This window comes from [Mycoplasma] phocae (genome assembly GCF_003332325.1).
Classification (GTDB): domain Bacteria; phylum Bacillota_I; class Bacilli_A; order Mycoplasmatales; family Metamycoplasmataceae; genus Metamycoplasma; species Metamycoplasma phocae.
In genome coordinates this window covers 496,688-516,188 of sequence record NZ_CP029295.1, presented here as the reverse complement: position 1 = coordinate 516,188, position 19,501 = coordinate 496,688, and the positions used below count along the sequence as shown (strand labels likewise).

Sequence of the window (19,501 nt, the reverse complement as noted above, 5' to 3'; positions counted from 1 at the left end):
AAAATAATTTAATTATTGCTCGTCTATTTTATTTAAGATATCATCGTTAATTTCTTTTAATTTATCATCATCTAGTCAATACACTACATTTGACAAAAACTCTTGAAGTTTATTAAAGGCTTCAAGTAAATTATTATAATTTTTTAAAATAATTATTCTATGAGAATTATGAATTGCTTTGTTTAAAATCATTAAATAATTTTCAATTTCAAAATAATCTCATTTTCTCAAAATAATATCTATTCAATTACGTAAATGATCATCGAATATCTCTTCGGGACACCCGTTTTTATAGATATTTTTTAGCATATTACTTAATTTACGCATATTTACATTCTTATCATTATTAGAAACAAATTCATTTAATAAATTACTAATTCACACTTTTTTATATTGGTCTTTTTCTTCAACTGTGTCCAGATTTGTTAAACTTTTTAAAAAATCTATATAGTTATATGGATCGTTTTTAGAATTGTTTTGTTTTAGGTAATTGTAGTACATTCAACATAGTAATTGCTCTAACAAAGCCCTAATTGTCGCGGCAATTCCTTGTATAAATTTTGGTTTTTTTTGTAAATATTCAAATTGTTGAATTAATATTGAAAATATTTGCATCGGATTTTTACTTTTTAATTCGTTTGATATGGATTCGTTTAAATATATTGTATTTTTTTCTTTTTTAAGCCTTGTTATTTCTTCACTTTTTCTTAACCTGTTCGTTTCTAAAACTAAGTCATAGGCTTCTTTTGATAATGAAAATGGTTCTATTCCTGCTAGCTGTTCATCGGTTTTCTCATAATCTAAACCATCGGTATTTGCTAATAAAAAATTAAGATCATTTAAAAAAATTCCTTTATTTTTTTCTAATATATTACGGGTAGTTAATATATTTTTCGATCAATTTTCAAATATAAAATTCAATAAATCTTTAGCATTTAATTTTTTACTATTGAATAAAATTTGATGATTTTTATTAAATGTGACTTCGAAGTATTCTTCTTTAAATTTTTGTTCATCGATATTTAAAATTTCTTGGCAAATACTTCTTCTAACAGTAGAAAATGCGTGCGTTGCTTCAAGAGCGGATGTTCCAGAAGCAAGTGCCATCCTTCCTAAAGTATCTTCATCATTAAATTTTAAATTTGAAAAATCAGATTCTCTTTTATTTGCATAAAAACACGAGTAAACAAATTGAGCTTGCTTAAAATCTTCAACAACTCTCTTTTTATCCCTTTTAATTTTTTTAAAAATATCACTAAAATTTTCATCGGAAATTCCTTCGGGAAATAGATTTAAAAGGTCTGCAAAATATTTTGAACGTGATCATTTTTTTAATCCTGGTTTTTCACCGGTTAAATGTTTATTATAGATTTCATCTCATAGTTCATCTGAATTTTTTATTATCTTGAAATAAACATTAAATTCCGAATATTTATTCTTTATTTCTTCTATTAAATTTCGACAATCATCATAGGTATCTTTTACGTTTGATTTATTTTTATAGTCAACATTAAATTCATCTGTCGAATCAGTGTCCACATAAATGATTTCATTTTTAATAAAATGATCAAAATCAGGTAATCTAAAAGAACCAACAATCAACTTTAAAATAGTTAGTCTTCTATTTCCTTCAGCTATCATGAATTTATCTATATCACTTAATAGTTCTATAAATAAAAGCGGTTCAGAATTATTGGTAAATCCATTTTCATAAATAGATTCTAATAAACTTTTAAATTGTTTAAAATCTCCTTCTGATTTTAGTAATTTTTTGAAAATTTCATTTTGTTTTTGATCTGAAATACTTTCGTGACCTTCATTTGTTATGAATTTCATTAAATCATCGGTTATTTTTTTTAAAAGCGTGTATCTTGGGTTATTTGGACTTAAAAATACATTGTCTATTTTTACTATTTTATTATCTAATTCATCATCAGTAGCCGCTAATGGCTTAAAATTAATCTTCATGTTTGCTCCAAAATTTTATAATTTAATTTTTACATTTATACCTTATATTATAATTGTTATAATTAAGTTAAGACATATATGTATAGCATTTTGTTAATTAATAGAGCTATAATTTATCCAATTTTAAATATTTAAACTCATAAAATACTTTATGCTGAATTTTTATTTAATCCTAGAAATTTTATAAAACGTACAAATGCCAAATAAACTGTTTTATATTTATTTTTTTATTATCTAAACCATAAATAATTTTAATTTTTATCATTTTTTAGTTATTAAAATAATAATAGTTAATTTATCTCTATAATAGAAATAGTTATAAATTTTGAAGTGACTTTTCATAGTATGCAATTTTAAAAAAAGAAAGGATATTAGCTAAAATGAACGATTATAAAATATTGATTTTTGATAAAAATCCTATTAGTAATCAAGAGAGTTATAAAACATTAAATATTAATTGGGGTCGAACAAAGAATAAAAATTTTTCACCAATACATAGTATTTCTTCGTATTTGGCGATGTTCGCCCCCTCTCTTCCTGATTATTTTATAAAATTATATACTAATGAAAATGCCACTGTTATGGATAATTTTTCTGGTCGAGGTACTACAGCACTCGTAGCAAGAGAATGTAATAGGAAATTCATTGGTTCAGATTTAAACCCATATGCCTATGTTTTAACTAACTTTAAAATTTCAAAATTAAATAAGCAAGATATTTTAAATTTATTAGATAAAATGAATAACCAATTTTTAAATTCAAATTATATGAATTTTGCCATTCCGGACAAATATGAAGAATTAAAATACTTTTATTCTGATGACACATTAAGGCAATTAATTTTTTTAAGAGAAGAATATGGAAAAAAATGATACGAATTAGGAAAAAATGAAAATGCCATAATTGCCTTTGCTTTAGGGTTGATGCATGGAAAATCTAAAAAAGATGGCTCATCAATTTATTTTTCAATAGATATGCCAAATGTTATATCAATGGCTCCTAATTATGTTAAAAATTATGTGGCTAATCACAATTTAATAAAACCAAAAATAAACATTTTTGAAAATATTAAATCTAGAATTGAAAATAAATTTGATGATTTATTATCTAAAGAATATTGCGGGAAATGTTTTCTTTTTGATTCAACAAAAACAAATGATGCAATTATGGATAGTTCGGTAGATTTGGTAATCACATCGCCACCTTATTTGAACATTGTAGATTATAAAAATAGTAATTGAATCAAACTATGACTTTTAGGATATGATCGCAAAAGTACTTTAAAGGATATAAAATTATCAGATAAGCTAAAATACGATGAATATGTTATTTTTATTAAAAACTATTTAAATGCCATTTATCCTAAACTTAAAAAAAATGCCAAAGTATGTTTGGTTGTTGGTGATATAAAAGGCGAAAAACTAATAGAAAATGTTTGAGAAAAATTAAAAAACGAAATTAAATATACTTTCGTTAATATCTACTATGATAAAAATTATAAACAAAACAATAAAACAACTAATATGCTAAATTCGAAAGCGGGAAAAGCTACAAAAATTGAAAAAGTATTAATTATTGAAAAAATTTAAATTAATATCTAAAAACAATTTAGTTAATTTAGCTAATAGAAACAATATTTATTGTATTTTTAGTTACATTTTATTAATTGATTTGAATAAAAAAGCTAATTAAATAAAATATCATACTTATTTGGGTTTTAAAAATAAATTTAATTGTTAAAAAAGACATTAAATTTATTTTTTAATTTAAAATTTCTTATTAGAAATTGTATTCTAAAAATTTCAAAAAATTAATTTACTTAATATTACATTTTTAGAATTATTTACTATTTTAATTGATAAGCATTCTAATTAAATGCACTATATTTATTTTGTGAGTTTAAATTAAGGAAAGGAAATACCATGAAGAAGAGAGTAGTTTTGGGAATGAGCGGTGGTGTTGATTCATCAGTTTGCGCTTATTTGCTAAAAAAACAAGGATATGAAGTTGTTGGTTTATTTATGAGAAACTGAGATTCATTTTTGAATAATGATTTTAAAGGAAATGATGATCTTGACCAAGAAATATGTCCACAAGAAAAAGATTATCAAGATGCCCAAGAAGTTGCAAATGCGCTAGGAATTGAACTTCATCGCGTTGATTTTGTTAAAGAATATTGAGATCATGTTTTTAACTATTTAATTGAAGAGTATAAAATTGGTAGAACCCCTAATCCTGATATTTTTTGTAACAAATATATTAAATTTAAATCATTTGCTAATTATGCTTTTAATAATTTGAATGCTGATTTTATTGCCATGGGTCATTATGCAGATGCAATTGATGGTGAACTTTATAAAGCTAAGGATTTAAATAAAGATCAATCATATTTTTTAGCTCAATTGAATAATGAACAATTAAAAAGGGTAATTTTTCCTTTAGCAAAATTAACAAAACCTGAAGTAAGAGAAATTGCAAAGGAACTTAAATTGGCAACCGCTAATAAAAAAGATTCGACAGGAATTTGTTTTATTGGTGAGAGAAAATTTGCTAAATTCTTAGAAAATTATATTCCGGCTAAACCTGGAAAAATTTACGATATCGCCACAAATCAAGTCGTAGGTAATCACCTAGGGGCAATGTATTATACAATTGGGCAAAGAAAAGGATTGAATTTAGGGGGTTTTAGTAAGCCATATTTTGTAGTTGGACATAATATTGAAAAATCAATTATTTATGTGGCAAATGATGACCATAAAGAATATTTACTTTCAGATATGCTTATTGCCATAAATTTCAATCGAATTGCTTATAAATTCAATATCAATAATTTAACCGCTAAATTTAGATATCGTCAAAATGACATCCCGATTCAATTATCAATACTTGAAAATTCGCAAATTAAAGTAACCTATCCCATGACTGAAGCAGTTACTCCCGGACAAGAAATTGTTGTCTATGATGGAGATAAGGTGGTTGGCGGTGCTATAATTGATAAAGTATATTATCAAGGTAAAGAAAAAACTTATTTATAATTAGGAGAAAAAAGATAATGTTATCATCAAAACAAATTAGACAAATGTGATTAGATTTTTTTAAATCAAAAGATCACTTAGTAGTAGAATCAAAATCACTAATTCCGCAAAATGATCCCTCACTACTATGAATTAATTCTGGTGTCGCAACTTTAAAAGATTATTTTAGTGGTAAAAAAGTTCCACCATCGAAGCGGATTACTAATTCACAAAAATCAATTAGAACTAATGATATTGAAAATGTGGGAATTACTGCGCGCCACCATACTTTTTTTGAGATGTTGGGAAACTTTTCAATTGGCGATTATTTTAAAAAAGAAGCTATTGAATTCGGATATGAATTTATTTTCAACGTTTTAAAATTAACAAAAGATAGGATTTATATTACTTATTTTTCTGAAGATACTGATACTTATAACTTTTGAGTTAAATGTGGAGTTGATCCTAGTCATATGATTAAAGGGACTCGCGAAACTAACTTTTGAGATGTTGGTCAAGGACCTTGTGGACCTGATACTGAAATATTTTTTGATCGTGGTGAAAAATATGACAAAAGGGGAATTGAATTATTAATTAATGATATTGAAAATGATCGCTATGTTGAAATTTGAAACATTGTTTTTTCACAATTTAATAATGATGGAGAAAATAATTACACAGAACTAATTACCAAAAATATTGATACTGGTGCCGGTCTAGAAAGAATTACTTCGATATTACAAGATGCACCAACAAACTTTGACACTGACTTATTTTTACCGATTATTCGTGAAACTGAAAAGTTTACTAAACTAAGATATGACATTAATAATTACTTTACAAAAGATGCTGCTCAAAGTAAAATTAATACTCATTTTAAAATTATTGCTGACCATATTCGTGCTTCTGTTAATGCGATTAATGATGGAGTAAGCCCTTCGAATGTTGGTCGAGGATATATTATTCGTCGTCTTATTCGTCGCGCCTACCGTTCAGGTATGGCTTTACATATTCAAGAAAAAGCCTTTTTATATCGTTTAGTTGAAATTGTAAAAAAATCTTTAATTTTTGATATTGATATTGAATATGTTAAAAATATTATTAAAGCAGAAGAAGAGTTATTTGCCAAAACAATTCATGAAGGTGAAAAATTATTAGAACAAGAATTTCAGAAACATAAAAAAATTGATATGAAAATTGCCTTTAAAATGTTTGATACCTATGGTTTTCCTTTTGAACTAACCAATGAAATCTTAAAAGAAAAAGGTATTAGTTTGAATATTGATGAATTTAACGCCTATTTAAAAGAACATCAAGAACGCTCTCGTGGCAATCAAGAAATGGGAATGCAAAAAGTTATTAATTCACTTGCATTTATTCCAAACAAGGTTTCTGATTTTATTGGATATGATAATTTAACAAGTAAATCAAAAATTTTATATTTATTAAATGATCAAGAGATGATTGAAAAAAATGATGATAGTGAAGCAATTTCTTATCTAATTTTAGATAAAACTCCATTTTATGCGACTAGTGGTGGTCAAAATCATGACTTTGGATATATATTACAAGATGGCAATAAAATTGAAATTCTTGATGTTTTCAAAGATAAGTTTTGAAATCATGTTCACATGATAAAAGGAAAAATTAATAAAAAATCAGAAGTTGAATGTTTTGTTGATGCTGATAAACGCCTTAATTATGCTAGAAATCACTCATCAACACATATTATGTTTCATGCTTTGAGAAAGACATATCCGCATGAAATTATTGAACAACTAGGTTCAAATATTACTCCTGAACATTTTACTTTTGATTTCGGTTTAGATCATCGACCTACTAAAGATGAAATAAAATCAATTGAAAAAATCATGCGTGAATATATTGAAAAAGATTCTAAGCGAAATTACGTTGTTACATCAATAAAAAAAGCTCAAGAAATGGGAGCTTATATGACTATCGAAGAATCAGAATATCATGATGCCAAGGCAGTTAGAGTTGTGGAATTTGAAGGAATAACAAAAGATCTTTGTGGGGGAACTCACGTTGAGAGATCTAGCTTAATTGAAGACTTTAAAATTGTCGGTGTTGATTCAAAAGGAACTGGTATATATCGGCTAAGGGCTATTACTTCATCAGCTTTGGTACAAGAGTATTTATTAAATGAAATTAAGAATAAAGAAAAATTGTTAGCAACTTTAGTTGAAGCGAATAAAAATTTTGATCGTTCATACACTTTTGATTTTCTAAAAACTACTCCACAATCAAGTAAAGCAAAAGAAATGTTACTAGATAGTTATGACCAAGATGAAAATGCAATTCGTGAAGATTATCGAAAACTACTAAAACAAGAGCAATCAAAAAATGTTGATACATCAGCTTATAAACCGGAAATAATTAATGGTAAAAAGATATTTATTATTTTGGATTTAGATGCTAATACTATGCGAAAAGCAATTGTATCATTACGAGAAACTTATAATGATTCTTTAATTATTGGACTTGCTAAATCAGAAAATACATTTTTTGTTATGGTTGCTTCTAAAACATATGATTCAAAAATAATTTTTGATTTATTAGTTGCTAAATTTAATGGTAAGGGTGGAGGTAATAAAATTGTAAGTCAAGGGTCAATTGACAATCAATTTAAATTATCAGACGTTGTTGAATGAATTAAAAAGGACTTAAATGCGTAAGTTGTGTTTAGATTTGGGCACAAAAACATGTGGTTTTGCCATTTCTGATCCGCTTGGAATCATCGCTACTGGTCTTGAAAATTTTAATTTTGAAGAAAACCACTTTAAGCTTGTTATTGCAAAAGTTTTATATTATCTTAATGAAAGTAATTTTAAAAATGAAATTGATACCATCGTTTTAGGATATCCTATAAGAATGGATTTATCAAAAAGTAAAAGAACCTATATGGTTGAGAGATTTGCATCCCGATTGTCTGAAATTATTTCACTTCCAATTGAATTTCAGGATGAAAGACAAAGTACAATTAATGCTGAAGAAATATTAATAAATGCTGGTTTTAATTCTAAGAAACGAAAAACCAAAAAAGATTCTTTAGCGGCGCAGCTAATTTTAGAAGAGTATTTAAGGAGAATATCATGTCAAGAAAAGAAATAAATATTTTTACTGAAGACCGAAGAATCATTACTGATGATGGTGATGAGATTTATGTATTATTTGATTTAGAAGAAAATGGCGATTATTATTTAATTTTAACTGATGGAGAAGCGCTATTTTTTGTAAAAGAACACAATGGAAAAATCACAGAAATTGATGACGAGGGTGAAATTGATATTCTTGTTGACTTATTATTTAAATTTGCCAAAGATAATTTAGTTCTAGATCGAGATCAAAAAAGTGACCTACTTGCAAAATTAATTGGGGACGATAGTGAAAAATCTATTTAGTGGTAAATCATCAAGTCTTTCCCCACAAGTTAGAACTGCACTAGCAATTAGCATGGTAGTTGTTTTGATAATTGCTATTGTTATTCTTATTGCAACATTAGTTATTAAAAAACGGATATCTAAAAAAATGATTAATCCAGAAGAGCAAGTAGAAATTGCCAAACTACGAGTAAAAAATCCAAATTATGGCGTTGTATTAAATGGGATAAAAAAATATTATGATAACAACATTATTAATGATTTTTTTGTAGCTTTTTTAATCAACACAATATATTTGAACAAATATCAAAATGTTTTAATAAATGACCAAAATGATTATTTAGCTATTTCATCGGCAGCTTTGGCATCATCAAATGTTTTTTGTGATAATTCTCATCAGAAATACTTATCAAAATACGATGAAATAAAAAATGAATTTCCTGATTTGTCAACAATTAAATTAACTTATGGTATATCGCAAAAACAAGATTATGATTTAATATTTTCGTCTAATGAAAATTTTTCAATTGAGCAACATTTACAAAAATATTTAAAATTTTTGAATCAAAAGGGAATGATGATTATATCAGTTAATAGTTTTGAACAAATAAAATTATCAAAACCAATTTTAACAAGTTATAAGTTGCGTTATGAAAATTTAAAATTTGCAAATGAAAAAGTATTAATTTTAGCACATGAAGAAATTAAAGACAAAGTTAGTGAAGAATAATTAATAATATGATATTATTTATTGATAAATAGATAAAATACATTTATCTTAGTTTTAAGGAGATAATTATGCAACAAGATGATAAAAAAATATATCTTACAGTCCAAAGTTTTGAACAGTATAAAGAACGTTTAAAATATTTACAAGAAGTAGCTAGACCACAAGTTATTGAAGAAATTAAAGAAGCTAGAAATCAAGGTGACCTTTCAGAAAATGCGGAATATGATTCTGCTCGTGATAAGCAAGCAATAATTGAAAATGAAATTCTTGAAATTCAACACATACTAGAAAATTGTGAAGTGATTGAATCAAAAAAATCACACAACGTAAAAATCGGATCAACAATTAAAGCAATTAATTTGGAGACAAATGAATTATTAGAAGCTACCATCGTTGGTGCTTTGGATGCCGATCCATTTAATAATAAAATTTCTAACACTTCACCATTGGCAAAAGCTTTATTAGGAAAAAAAGTTAAAGATATAGTCGAAGTTGAAGCTCCACACAAATATAAAGTCAAAATTGAATCAATATTATAATTTAAAAGTGACATTAGAATTAACACAATATTATATATATAATTTAATAAGTGATAAATCGAGTTAATCGGTTTATTTTTTTACGACAAAATAAATTTATAATAAAAAAATATTTTTTCATCTTAAAAAAAATAAAATATGTATAATAGTAATTGTGCGATTTATTAAGTTGTGCCTAGATAGTTCTTTGAAAACTGAATACGAATACCATAACGTCAATTTAAAAAATAATTTAAATAACAAAAAAACAAAATAACAACCAAAATCAAATATTAAGAGTTTGATCCTGGCTCAGGATGAACGCTGGCTGTGTGCCTAATACATGCATGTCGAGCGAGGTTCTTTTAGGACCTAGCGGCGAATGGGTGAGTAACACGTACTTAATCTGCCCTTTAGATTGGAATACCCAATGGAAACATTGGCTAATGCCGGATACGCATAGAATCGCATGATTCTGTTGTGAAAGGAGCTCCAAAGCTCCACTAAAGGATGAGGGTGCGGAACATTAGTTAGTTGGTGAGGTAATGGCCCACCAAGACTATGATGTTTAGCCGGGTCGAGAGACTGAACGGCCACATTGGGACTGAGATACGGCCCAAACTCCTACGGGAGGCAGCAGTAGGGAATATTCCACAATGAGCGAAAGCTTGATGGAGCGACACAGCGTGCACGATGAAGGTCTTCGGATTGTAAAGTGCTGTTATAAGGGAAGAACACTCAGTAGAGGAAATGCTATTGAGCTGACGGTACCTTGTCAGAAAGCGATGGCTAACTATGTGCCAGCAGCCGCGGTAATACATAGGTCGCAAGCGTTATCCGGAATTATTGGGCGTAAAGCGTTCGTAGGCTGTTTGTTAAGTCTAGAGTCAAATTCCAGGGCTCAACCCTGGCTCGCTTTGGATACTGGCAAACTAGAGTTAGATAGAGGTAAGCGGAATTCCATGTGAAGCGGTGAAATGCGTAGATATATGGAAGAACACCAAAGGCGAAGGCAGCTTACTGGGTCTATACTGACGCTGAGGGACGAAAGCGTGGGGAGCAAACAGGATTAGATACCCTGGTAGTCCACGCTGTAAACGATGATCATTAGTCGGTGGAGGAATCACTGACGCAGCTAACGCATTAAATGATCCGCCTGAGTAGTATGCTCGCAAGAGTGAAACTTAAAGGAATTGACGGGGACCCGCACAAGCGGTGGAGCATGTGGTTTAATTTGAAGATACACGGAAAACCTTACCCACTTTTGACATCCTTCGCGAAGCTATAGAGATATAGTGGAGGCTAACGGAGTGACAGATGGTGCATGGTTGTCGTCAGCTCGTGTCGTGAGATGTTTGGTCAAGTCCTGCAACGAGCGCAACCCCTATCTTTAGTTACTAACAAGTAATGTTGAGGACTCTAGAGATACTGCCTGGGTAACTGGGAGGAAGGTGGGGATGACGTCAAATCATCATGCCTCTTACAAGTGGGGCCACACACGTGCTACAATGGTCGGTACAAAGAGAAGCAATATGGCGACATGGAGCAAATCTCAAAAAGCCGATCTCAGTTCGGATTGGAGTCTGCAATTCGACTCCATGAAGTCGGAATCGCTAGTAATCGCAGATCAGCTATGCTGCGGTGAATACGTTCTCGGGTCTTGTACACACCGCCCGTCACACCATGGGAGCTGGTAATACCCAAAGTCGGTTTGCTAACCTCGGAGGCAACTGCCTAAGGTAGGACTGGTGACTGGGGTGAAGTCGTAACAAGGTATCCCTACGAGAACGTGGGGATGGATCACCTCCTTTCTACGGAGTACACCTAGTTATGGAAAAAATATTCGTATTCAGTTTTGAGAGATCTATCTCTCTATATTTGTTCTTTGAAAACTGAATATCGACATTGAAAAATTATATTAATTAATATTTCAAAGTTTAGATCAACCTATAGAATATATATATCAAAATTAAAGACAACAATAGGTCATACAACAAACAATAACAAAACAACTATTAAACAAGATAAGAGTTTTTGGTGGATGCCTTGGGTCTGGAAGTCTAAGAAGGACGTGATTACCTGCGATAAGCCTCGGTTAGCTGGAAATAAGCTGTTATCCGGGGATTTCCGAATGGGGAAACCCAATTGAGCTAATCCTCAATTATCATTTCGATGAATTCATAGTCGAATGAAGAGACACGCTGTGAATTGAAACATCTCAGTAGCAGCAGGAAAAGAAAATAAAGAATGATTCCCTCAGTAGTGGCGAGCGAACGGGGAAGAGCCCAAACCAACATTTGATGTTGGGGTTGTAGGACTACTTATACGAAGTTAGACAAAACTTAAACATAGCAGAATAAGCTGGAATGCTTAAACATAGAGGGTGAAATTCCCGTAAGCGAAATGAATAAGTCTTCAAGTAGTATCCTGAGTAGGGCGGGGCACGTGAAACCCTGTCTGAACCCGCCGGGACCACCCGGTAAGGCTAAATACTAACCAGACACCGATAGCGAACTAGTACCGTGAGGGAAAGGTGAAAAGAACCCCGGGAGGGGAGTGAAATAGATCCTGAAACCAATTACTTACAGTTAGTCAGAGCCCGTTAATGGGTGATGGCGTACATCTTGCAGAATGGACCGGCGAGTTATGTCAACATGCAAGGTTAAGTGGAATAAAGCGAAGCCGTAGAGAAATCGAGTCTTAACAGGGCGCTTTAGTATGTTGATATAGACCCGAAACCAGGTGATCTACCCATGAGCAGGTTGAAACTTAGGTAACACTAAGTGGAGGACCGAACCGTAGTACGCTAAAAAGTGCCCGGATGACTTGTGGGTAGGGGTGAAATTCCAATCGAACCTGGAGATAGCTGGTTCTCTCCGAAATAGCTTTAGGGCTAGCGTGTAGTGTTAAGTGGTGGGGGTAGAGCACTGAATATGGAATGGCGGCGCCTAGCCGTACTGACTATAATCAAACTCCGAATACTATCATGAACTACTATGCAGTCGGTACATCGGTGATAACGTCGATGCACGCGAGGGGAACAACCCAGATCGTCAGCTAAGGTCCCAAAATTGTGTTAAGTGAGAAAGGTTGTGGAGTTTCTTAAACAGCTAGGATGTTGGCTCAGAAGCAGCCATCGTTTAAAGAGTGCGTAATAGCTCACTAGTCGAGAGACTCTGTGCCGATAATTTAACGGGACTAAAACACAATACCGAAGCTACGGGCAGAAATGCGTTAGGAGAGCGTTGTAAGGGCATTGAAGCCAGACTGTGAAGACTGGTGGAGCGCTTACAAGTGAGAATGCCGGTATGAGTAACGATTCAGAGTGAGAATCTCTGACGCCTATTGGGGAAGGTTTCCTGGGCAAGGTTCGTCCACCCAGGGTTAGTCGGGTCCTAAGACGAGGCCGAAAGGCGTAGCCGATGGACAACAGGTTAATATTCCTGTACTTTCTAGAATGTGATGTAGTGACGGGGGAGGATAGTATTACCACTTATTGGATTGTGGGGTAAATAATAACTGGGTCGTGTAGGCAAATCCGCACGGCATAACCGGGAGTTATGATGCATAGTGAAATGGCAACAAAGTAGCGAATTATACGATTTCATACCTCTTAAAAAAGCTGCTAACTTAAATTCTGTGAAACCCGTACCGAGAACGGACACACGTCCCCAAGATGAGTATTCTAAGGCGAGCGAGAAAACTAATGTCAAGGAACTCTGCAAAATCATCCCGTAAGTTCGCAAGAAGGGATGCCCACCTTAAAAAGTGGGCCGCAGTGAATAGTAAGGGGGAACTGTTTATCAAAAACACAGCTCTATGCTAAGTCGTAAGACGATGTATATGGGGTGACTCCTGCCCAGTGCCCGAAGGTTAAGCAAAGGTGTTAGCATCTGCGAAGCATTGATGTGAAGCCCGGGTGAACGGCGGCCGTAACTATAACGGTCCTAAGGTAGCGAAATTCCTTGTCGGCTAAATACTGACCTGCACGAAAGGAGTAATTATCTCTTAACTGTCTCGACATTAGACTCGGTGAAATTATGGTTCCGGCGAAGACGCCGGAGACCCGCATCTAGACGAAAAGACCCCGTGGAGCTTTACTATAACTTCATATTGGAGTTTGATTTAACATGTGTAGGATAGGTGGGAGACTATGATGCTTAGACGCTAGTCTGAGTGGAGTCACCGTTGAAATACCACCCTTGTTACGTTGAACTTCTAACTTGTTACCATGATCTGGTAAGAGGACAGTGTGTGGTGGGTAGTTTGACTGGGGCGGTCGCCTCCTAAAGGGTAACGGAGGCGTTCAAAGTTACACTCAATACGGTCAGAAACCGTATCTTAGAGCATAAAGGTAGAAGTGTGATTGACTGTGAGACCTACAAGTCGAGCAGGTGCGAAAGCAGGACTTAGTGATCCGGCGGTTCTTTGTGGAAAGGCCGTCGCTCAACGGATAAAAGCTACCCCGGGGATAACAGGCTTATCTTTCCCAAGAGATCACATCGACGGGAAGGTTTGGCACCTCGATGTCGGCTCATCGCATCCTGGAGCTGGAGTCGGTTCCAAGGGTTGGGCTGTTCGCCCATTAAAGCGGTACGCGAGCTGGGTTCAAAACGTCGTGAGACAGTTTGGTTCCTATCTGATGTGGGCGTTGGAATATTGATGAGAGCTACTCTTAGTACGAGAGGACCGGAGTGGACGCACCGATGGTGTGCCAGTTGTTTTGCCAAAAGCATAGCTGGGTAGCCAAGTGCGGCAGGGATAACCGCTGAAAGCATCTAAGCGGGAAGCCCCCTCAAAGATGAGTATTCCCTTTTAAATTCCTTATAGACTATGAGGTTGATAGGCTGGAGGTGTAAGTGCAGCAATGCATTCAGCTGACCAGTACTAATAAATTGAACGGTTTAATAGTGAATTCTATAGCAGATTAATCTAAATTACAACGATATTCAGTTTTCAGAGAACAAAAACATAACGCACTAAAATCCAGTTTTGGATTTTTTTTATACTTTAAATTAGCTATTTTTTCATTTAAGTTGATAATTAATTGAATTTTTAAATAATGAATGTAATATAACGAAAAAAGGTGAAAATCAAAAAATTACTTATAAAAAAAGTAAATATATGAATAATCAAAATAATAACAATCATAAATCTAATCAATCAAATCCTAACAAAGGTACAAGTGGACAAAACAAAGCTTACTCTAATGTCCAAGGAAATCGCGGAAAACAATTAAATCCAAATAATAAATCTAGTAAATAATAAATAATTATTAGGGTTTTAAATATCAAACAATAGCAAATAGCTTTGTTTGATTTTTTTATATAAAATTTGCATTTTTAATTTTTAAGCAAAGGATATAAACAACAATAGACAAAATTAAATAAAAAATTTTAATATATAAGCTAAATAACATCGAGTTTATTAATTTAAATCAAAAAAATAAAAAATAAAATCCGTATTATATGTAGGAAAATATGGATTTTAAATTAGGAGTTTAATGTAAATTAAAATTAAATATGATTGTTTTGTAAAATTATTAGATTTCCAACACATATTTTAATTTTGATTTTATTTCATCAGGATATTTATCAAATTTAAAATTTTGATCATCACATATTTTAGTGGATTCTTCTAATGATAAATCAGGAATTAAATAGTAGCAGTATTTTTTCCAGATTCTGTAGTAACTGCTATGCCTAATAGATAAATTTTTGATTTTATATTTGTTTTATTATTTCTCCTTCTAAATTTTGCTTCATATTCATTTGTATCCTTATTAAATATAATTGGTTCTGAAATAATAATAGAATCTCTTGAATTTGACGGCGTAGTTGTGTCTACTTTTTTAATAATTACGTTAAATACACCACCTTCTACCACCTTTCTTTCACTACTTAATTTAAATTTGAATTTATCAGATTCAACTTTTACATTAGTAATGGTTTTAATGCTAGACATAAAATCATTAACTAATTTTTCTAAATTATATAATTGTTCAAATGATTTATTGTTATCTATTTGAGTTTTGTAATTATTCTCTAAATTATATTTTTTTATTAATTGTAGTATTGGGGAGTATTTAGAATTATATAATGCATAGATTTTTTCTACGAATGAGTAACCCGTGTTAGTATCATTTTTATTGATTAAATCTTACAATTCCATAAATTCAATAGCATTTTTAGCTTCTAAACCTTTAATAAATTCTAGGTAAAATTCTTTAATTGTTTTTTCTTTTATTTCGGCTAGTTTCGGTGTTGAAGAGTTAAGATCTTTTATTTTTTGAATTAGAGAAGGAATATTATCTGATTTATTATTATTTTGCAAAACTTGTTTTATATATTTACTTACTTCTTTTAGAACTCTAGATTCAAGTTTGCTTAATTTTTCCAAGTTGTTTTCAACTTCTAGTTCTTTTGTTAATTTATCACCTAATGAGTATGCTTTTATATTTATTTTATTTTATTATCAGTTATTTGTTTTTTTAATTCCATTTCTTTTTTTAATTTTTCTTCGGATTTAGTTTTACTATCATTTTTTGTAGAATCTGAGAAATTGTTTTCAGACGATTGCTCATCAGATTGAGATTTATCTTTATCAACTGCTGGGGGTTTTGGAGTTTCATCCTTTTTTCCTTCGTTTGTTTGAGGGTTTTTAGATTCGGTATCTTCTTTCTTTCCTTCTTCTTTTTTAGTTGTTGGGGGAACAGGATTTGAGTTATTTTTATCTTTTTCTCCCATTTTGCCATCTTGATCAGTCATTGGTAAATTTGTCATTGGATCTTTTTTAATGCCATTATCTTGTGTAGTTATTTTTTGATCACTTCCATCAGTTATAGGTTTAGTTTCTTTTTTTTCATTATTATTATTTTGATCACATGCCGCTGCGACTAGTGGTAAGGTTGTAATTGCCACTGGCAAAGCAATTCATCACTTAAAGTTTTTCTTTTTCATACTTTTCCTTAATTATTCATTTATATTTGCAAACAATTTTCATTTTAGTCATGATATCTTCATTTATAATTGTTAATTGCTTTTAACAAAAGGTAAATAAAAAGTGTTCTAAATTAAATAATAATCTTAAAACTAGCTGGATTTAATATGCTAAATACTCACATTTATGTTGTTCTATATATATTTATATAACATTTTTATTCCCTTCTTAATGAATAACTTATTAGTTATTTTGATGAAAAAATATGCTTTGTTTTAGTGCTTGTTGATGATTTAATTAAGTAAATTTAAATAAAAAAAAGGCTTATTTTGCTTTCTCTAAATTAGTGAAATTAGTGTCCTTTCTTCATATCTAATCTATGTATTATTTTGGCGATATATTTTTATATTGATAATTAATATCGACGATAAATTGAATTAAAGGAATTTCAAATATGTCCTCTATAATAATTTGCAGGATTTTAGTTTTTCATTAAATGAAAATTGTTTTATCATAAAAACACCCCTTATCCCGGAGTGTTAACTTATTTAAATTAAAGGTAGTATATATCTATTTTATTTTTTTCAAAATTAATCAATTTCTAGTACATATTTTAATTCGGGGTAATTTTTAGACTCAAAATTTTCATTTTTTCTAATTTCTAATATTTTATCTAATGATATATCAGGAATTATGTATATTTGATCTTCTATTTGCACTCCTAAAAGATAAATTTTTGATTTTATATTCTTATTTTTACCCTTTCTTCTCATGAATTTTACTGTATATTCAAGTGTAATATCATTATATTTTTCTCGAGTTGGGGCAATAATAGATTCATTTGATTTAGGTTCATCTATTTGTTTAAAAAATATTTGAAATTTATCCTTTTCTAATTTTTTTCTACCGTCGCTTAGTTGGAATGTAAACTCATTGTTTTCAGAATTAATTTTTATTTCTTTAATAGTTTTTATTTTGGAAATAAATTCATCAACCAATTTTTTTAAATCATATAACTGAGAAAATGATTTATTAGCATCTATTTGCTTTTTGTAATTTGTTTCCAAATTATATTTTTTTATTAATTGTAGTATTGGAGAGTATTTAGAATTATATGAATTATAGATTTTTTCTATGAATGAGTAATCTTTGTTACTATTATTTTTATTAATTAAATCTTGCAATTCCATAAATTCAACAACATTTTTAGATTCTAAACCCTTAATAAATTCTAAGTAAAATTCTTTAATTGTTTTTTCTTTTATTCCAACTAATTCTGATGTTGAAGAGTCAAGATTTTTTATTTTTTGAATTAGAGAAGGAATATCATCTAATTTATTTTCATTTTCTAGAACTTGCTTTATACGTTTACTTACTTCTTCTAATGCTTTAGACTCAACCGCGTTTAATTTTTCCAAGTTGTTTTCAACTTCTAGTTCTTTTGTTAATTCATCACCTAATGAGTATGCTTTTATTATTTGTTTTATCTTATTTTTTTTATCAAGTATTTGTTTTTGCAATTCCATTTCTTTTTTTAATTTTTCTTCGGATTTAGTTTTACTATCATTTTTTGTAGAATCTGAGGAATTGTTTTCAGACGATTGCTCATCAGATTGAGATTTATCTTTATCAACTGCTGGGGGTTTTGGAGTTTCATCCTTTTTTCCTTCATTTGTTTGAGGGTTTTTAGATTCGGTATCTTCTTTCTTTCCTTCTTCTTTTTTAGTTGTTGGGGGAACAGGATTTGAGTTATTTTTATCTTTTTCTCCCATTTTGCCATCTTGATCAGTCATTGGTAAATTTGTCATTGGATCTTTTTTAATGCCATTATCTTGTGTAGTTATTTTTTGATCACTTCCATCAGTTATAGGTTTAGTTTCTTTTTTTTCATTATTATTATTTTGATCACATGCCGCTGCGACTAGTGGTAAGGTTGTAATTGCCACTGGCAAAGCAATTCATCACTTAAAGTTTTTCTTTTTCATACTTTTCCTTAATTATTCATTTATATTTGCAAACAATTTTCATTTTAGTCATGATATCTTCATTTATAATTGTTAATTGCTTTTAACAAAAGGTAAATAAAAAGTGTTCTAAATTAAATAATAGTCTTAAAACTAGCTGGATTTAATATGCTAAATACGCGCATTTATGTTGTTCTATATATATTTATATATATATAACATTTTTGCTACCCTTCTTAGTGGATAACTTATTAGTTATTTTGGTAAAAAAATATGATTTATTTTAGTGCTTGTTTAACTACCTTCGCAAGCAAATTAAATTATATTTAAATAAAAAAGAAAGCTTATTTTGCCTTCCTTAAATTAGTTAAAAAATAATACATTATTTTTGTAGTGATTTTATTCAAATTCTAATCACGTATATTAGTGTGATGATAAATTGAATTAAAACAATTTCAAATTTATTTTTTGATTACATCAATATTGTCTCTTAATTGAATTTTATAAAAATTGAAATTGTTTACACCACTACCAGTTTTCTTTACATATTCAAAGATAACTTATTTCTTCGATCTTATTTGATTATTATTTTTTTATACCGAATATTTTTTTGAATCAAGCCGTAATAGGATTATCTTGAGTACCTTTGTCATCTTTTTGAGGTTCTTCAGTTGCAGTACCCTTACTTTCTTCTTGATTTCCATCAGGTGTAGTACTTTTACTATCTTGTTGATATCCTTCATTTGAAGTACCTTTATTACCTTGTTGAGAAGTATAGGATGTAGTACTTTTTATCTCTTTGCTTAGATTCTTCTACACCTTTGGTTATAGGCTTAGTTTTCTTATTATTTTGATCACATGCTGCAGCAATTAGCGGTAAAGTTGCAATTGTGATTGGTAAAGCAATTCACACTTAAAGTTTTTCTTTTTCATAATTTTCCTTTATTTATATTATGTTTGTAAACAA

General features: G+C 30.2%; 14 protein-coding genes and 2 rRNA genes. 10 read left to right on the top strand and 6 right to left on the bottom strand.

Annotated features, from left to right (window positions below):
- Nucleotides 1-12 precede the first annotated feature (12 nt).
- Nucleotides 13-1,968, bottom strand: a complete 1,956-nt coding sequence (locus DA803_RS06380) for a hypothetical protein (protein WP_114190973.1) — start codon at nucleotides 1,966-1,968, stop codon at nucleotides 13-15.
- Between the two features lie 380 nt (nucleotides 1,969-2,348).
- On the opposite strand from DA803_RS06380, the gene DA803_RS02070 reads away from it, so the two are divergent.
- From DA803_RS02070 to DA803_RS03340, 10 genes are all read left to right on the top strand, one after another.
- Nucleotides 2,349-3,557, top strand: a complete 1,209-nt coding sequence (locus DA803_RS02070; protein ID WP_114190972.1) for a DNA methyltransferase — start codon at nucleotides 2,349-2,351, stop codon at nucleotides 3,555-3,557.
- Nucleotides 3,558-3,890: 333 nt separating this feature from the next.
- Complete coding sequence (gene mnmA / locus DA803_RS02065) at nucleotides 3,891-5,003, top strand: tRNA 2-thiouridine(34) synthase MnmA (protein WP_114190971.1); 1,113 nt, start codon at nucleotides 3,891-3,893, stop codon at nucleotides 5,001-5,003.
- Nucleotides 5,004-5,020: 17 nt separating this feature from the next.
- Nucleotides 5,021-7,678, top strand: a complete 2,658-nt coding sequence (gene alaS / locus DA803_RS02060; RefSeq protein WP_114190970.1) for an alanine--tRNA ligase — start codon at nucleotides 5,021-5,023, stop codon at nucleotides 7,676-7,678.
- Nucleotides 7,671-8,114 (top strand): Holliday junction resolvase RuvX, encoded by a 444-nt coding sequence (gene ruvX / locus DA803_RS02055; RefSeq protein ID WP_114190969.1) that lies wholly within the window; start codon nucleotides 7,671-7,673, stop codon nucleotides 8,112-8,114. The genes alaS and ruvX overlap by 8 nt, the downstream gene beginning before the upstream one ends.
- On the top strand, nucleotides 8,096-8,404 hold the full coding sequence (locus tag DA803_RS02050) for a hypothetical protein (RefSeq protein ID WP_114190968.1): 309 nt from the start codon (nucleotides 8,096-8,098) through the stop codon (nucleotides 8,402-8,404). Before ruvX ends, DA803_RS02050 begins: the two co-directional genes overlap by 19 nt.
- On the top strand, nucleotides 8,388-9,113 hold the full coding sequence (locus DA803_RS02045) for a BC85_0335 family putative methyltransferase (protein WP_114190967.1): 726 nt from the start codon (nucleotides 8,388-8,390) through the stop codon (nucleotides 9,111-9,113). The genes DA803_RS02050 and DA803_RS02045 overlap by 17 nt, the downstream gene beginning before the upstream one ends.
- Before the next feature lie 68 nt (nucleotides 9,114-9,181).
- Nucleotides 9,182-9,652 (top strand): transcription elongation factor GreA, encoded by a 471-nt coding sequence (greA, locus tag DA803_RS02040; protein WP_114190966.1) that lies wholly within the window; start codon nucleotides 9,182-9,184, stop codon nucleotides 9,650-9,652.
- Nucleotides 9,653-9,920: 268 nt separating this feature from the next.
- Nucleotides 9,921-11,442: ribosomal RNA gene (locus DA803_RS02035) — 16S ribosomal RNA — on the top strand.
- Between the two features lie 202 nt (nucleotides 11,443-11,644).
- Nucleotides 11,645-14,543, top strand: a 23S ribosomal RNA gene (locus DA803_RS02030).
- Together the 16S and 23S rRNA genes form the textbook arrangement of a ribosomal RNA operon.
- Before the next feature lie 212 nt (nucleotides 14,544-14,755).
- Complete coding sequence (locus DA803_RS03340; RefSeq protein ID WP_170120267.1) at nucleotides 14,756-14,896, top strand: hypothetical protein; 141 nt, start codon at nucleotides 14,756-14,758, stop codon at nucleotides 14,894-14,896.
- Nucleotides 14,897-15,286: 390 nt separating this feature from the next.
- Here DA803_RS03340 and DA803_RS02025 read toward each other — a convergent pair whose 3' ends face one another.
- The 5 genes from DA803_RS02025 to DA803_RS06375 form a co-directional block, all read right to left on the bottom strand.
- Nucleotides 15,287-15,595 (bottom strand): hypothetical protein, encoded by a 309-nt coding sequence (locus tag DA803_RS02025; RefSeq protein ID WP_114190965.1) that lies wholly within the window; start codon nucleotides 15,593-15,595, stop codon nucleotides 15,287-15,289.
- A gap of 195 nt (nucleotides 15,596-15,790) precedes the next feature.
- Nucleotides 15,791-16,030 (bottom strand): hypothetical protein, encoded by a 240-nt coding sequence (locus DA803_RS02020; protein WP_114190964.1) that lies wholly within the window; start codon nucleotides 16,028-16,030, stop codon nucleotides 15,791-15,793.
- A gap of 59 nt (nucleotides 16,031-16,089) precedes the next feature.
- Entirely contained in the window at nucleotides 16,090-16,590 is a 501-nt protein-coding gene (locus tag DA803_RS02015) for a hypothetical protein (protein ID WP_114190963.1), read from the bottom strand.
- Nucleotides 16,591-17,160: 570 nt separating this feature from the next.
- Nucleotides 17,161-18,555: a hypothetical protein gene (locus tag DA803_RS02010; protein ID WP_114190962.1), complete on the bottom strand. Its 1,395-nt coding sequence runs from the start codon at nucleotides 18,553-18,555 to the stop codon at nucleotides 17,161-17,163.
- Nucleotides 18,556-19,291: 736 nt separating this feature from the next.
- Complete coding sequence (locus DA803_RS06375; protein WP_170120266.1) at nucleotides 19,292-19,447, bottom strand: variable surface lipoprotein; 156 nt, start codon at nucleotides 19,445-19,447, stop codon at nucleotides 19,292-19,294.
- Between the last annotated feature and the right edge of the window lie 54 nt (nucleotides 19,448-19,501).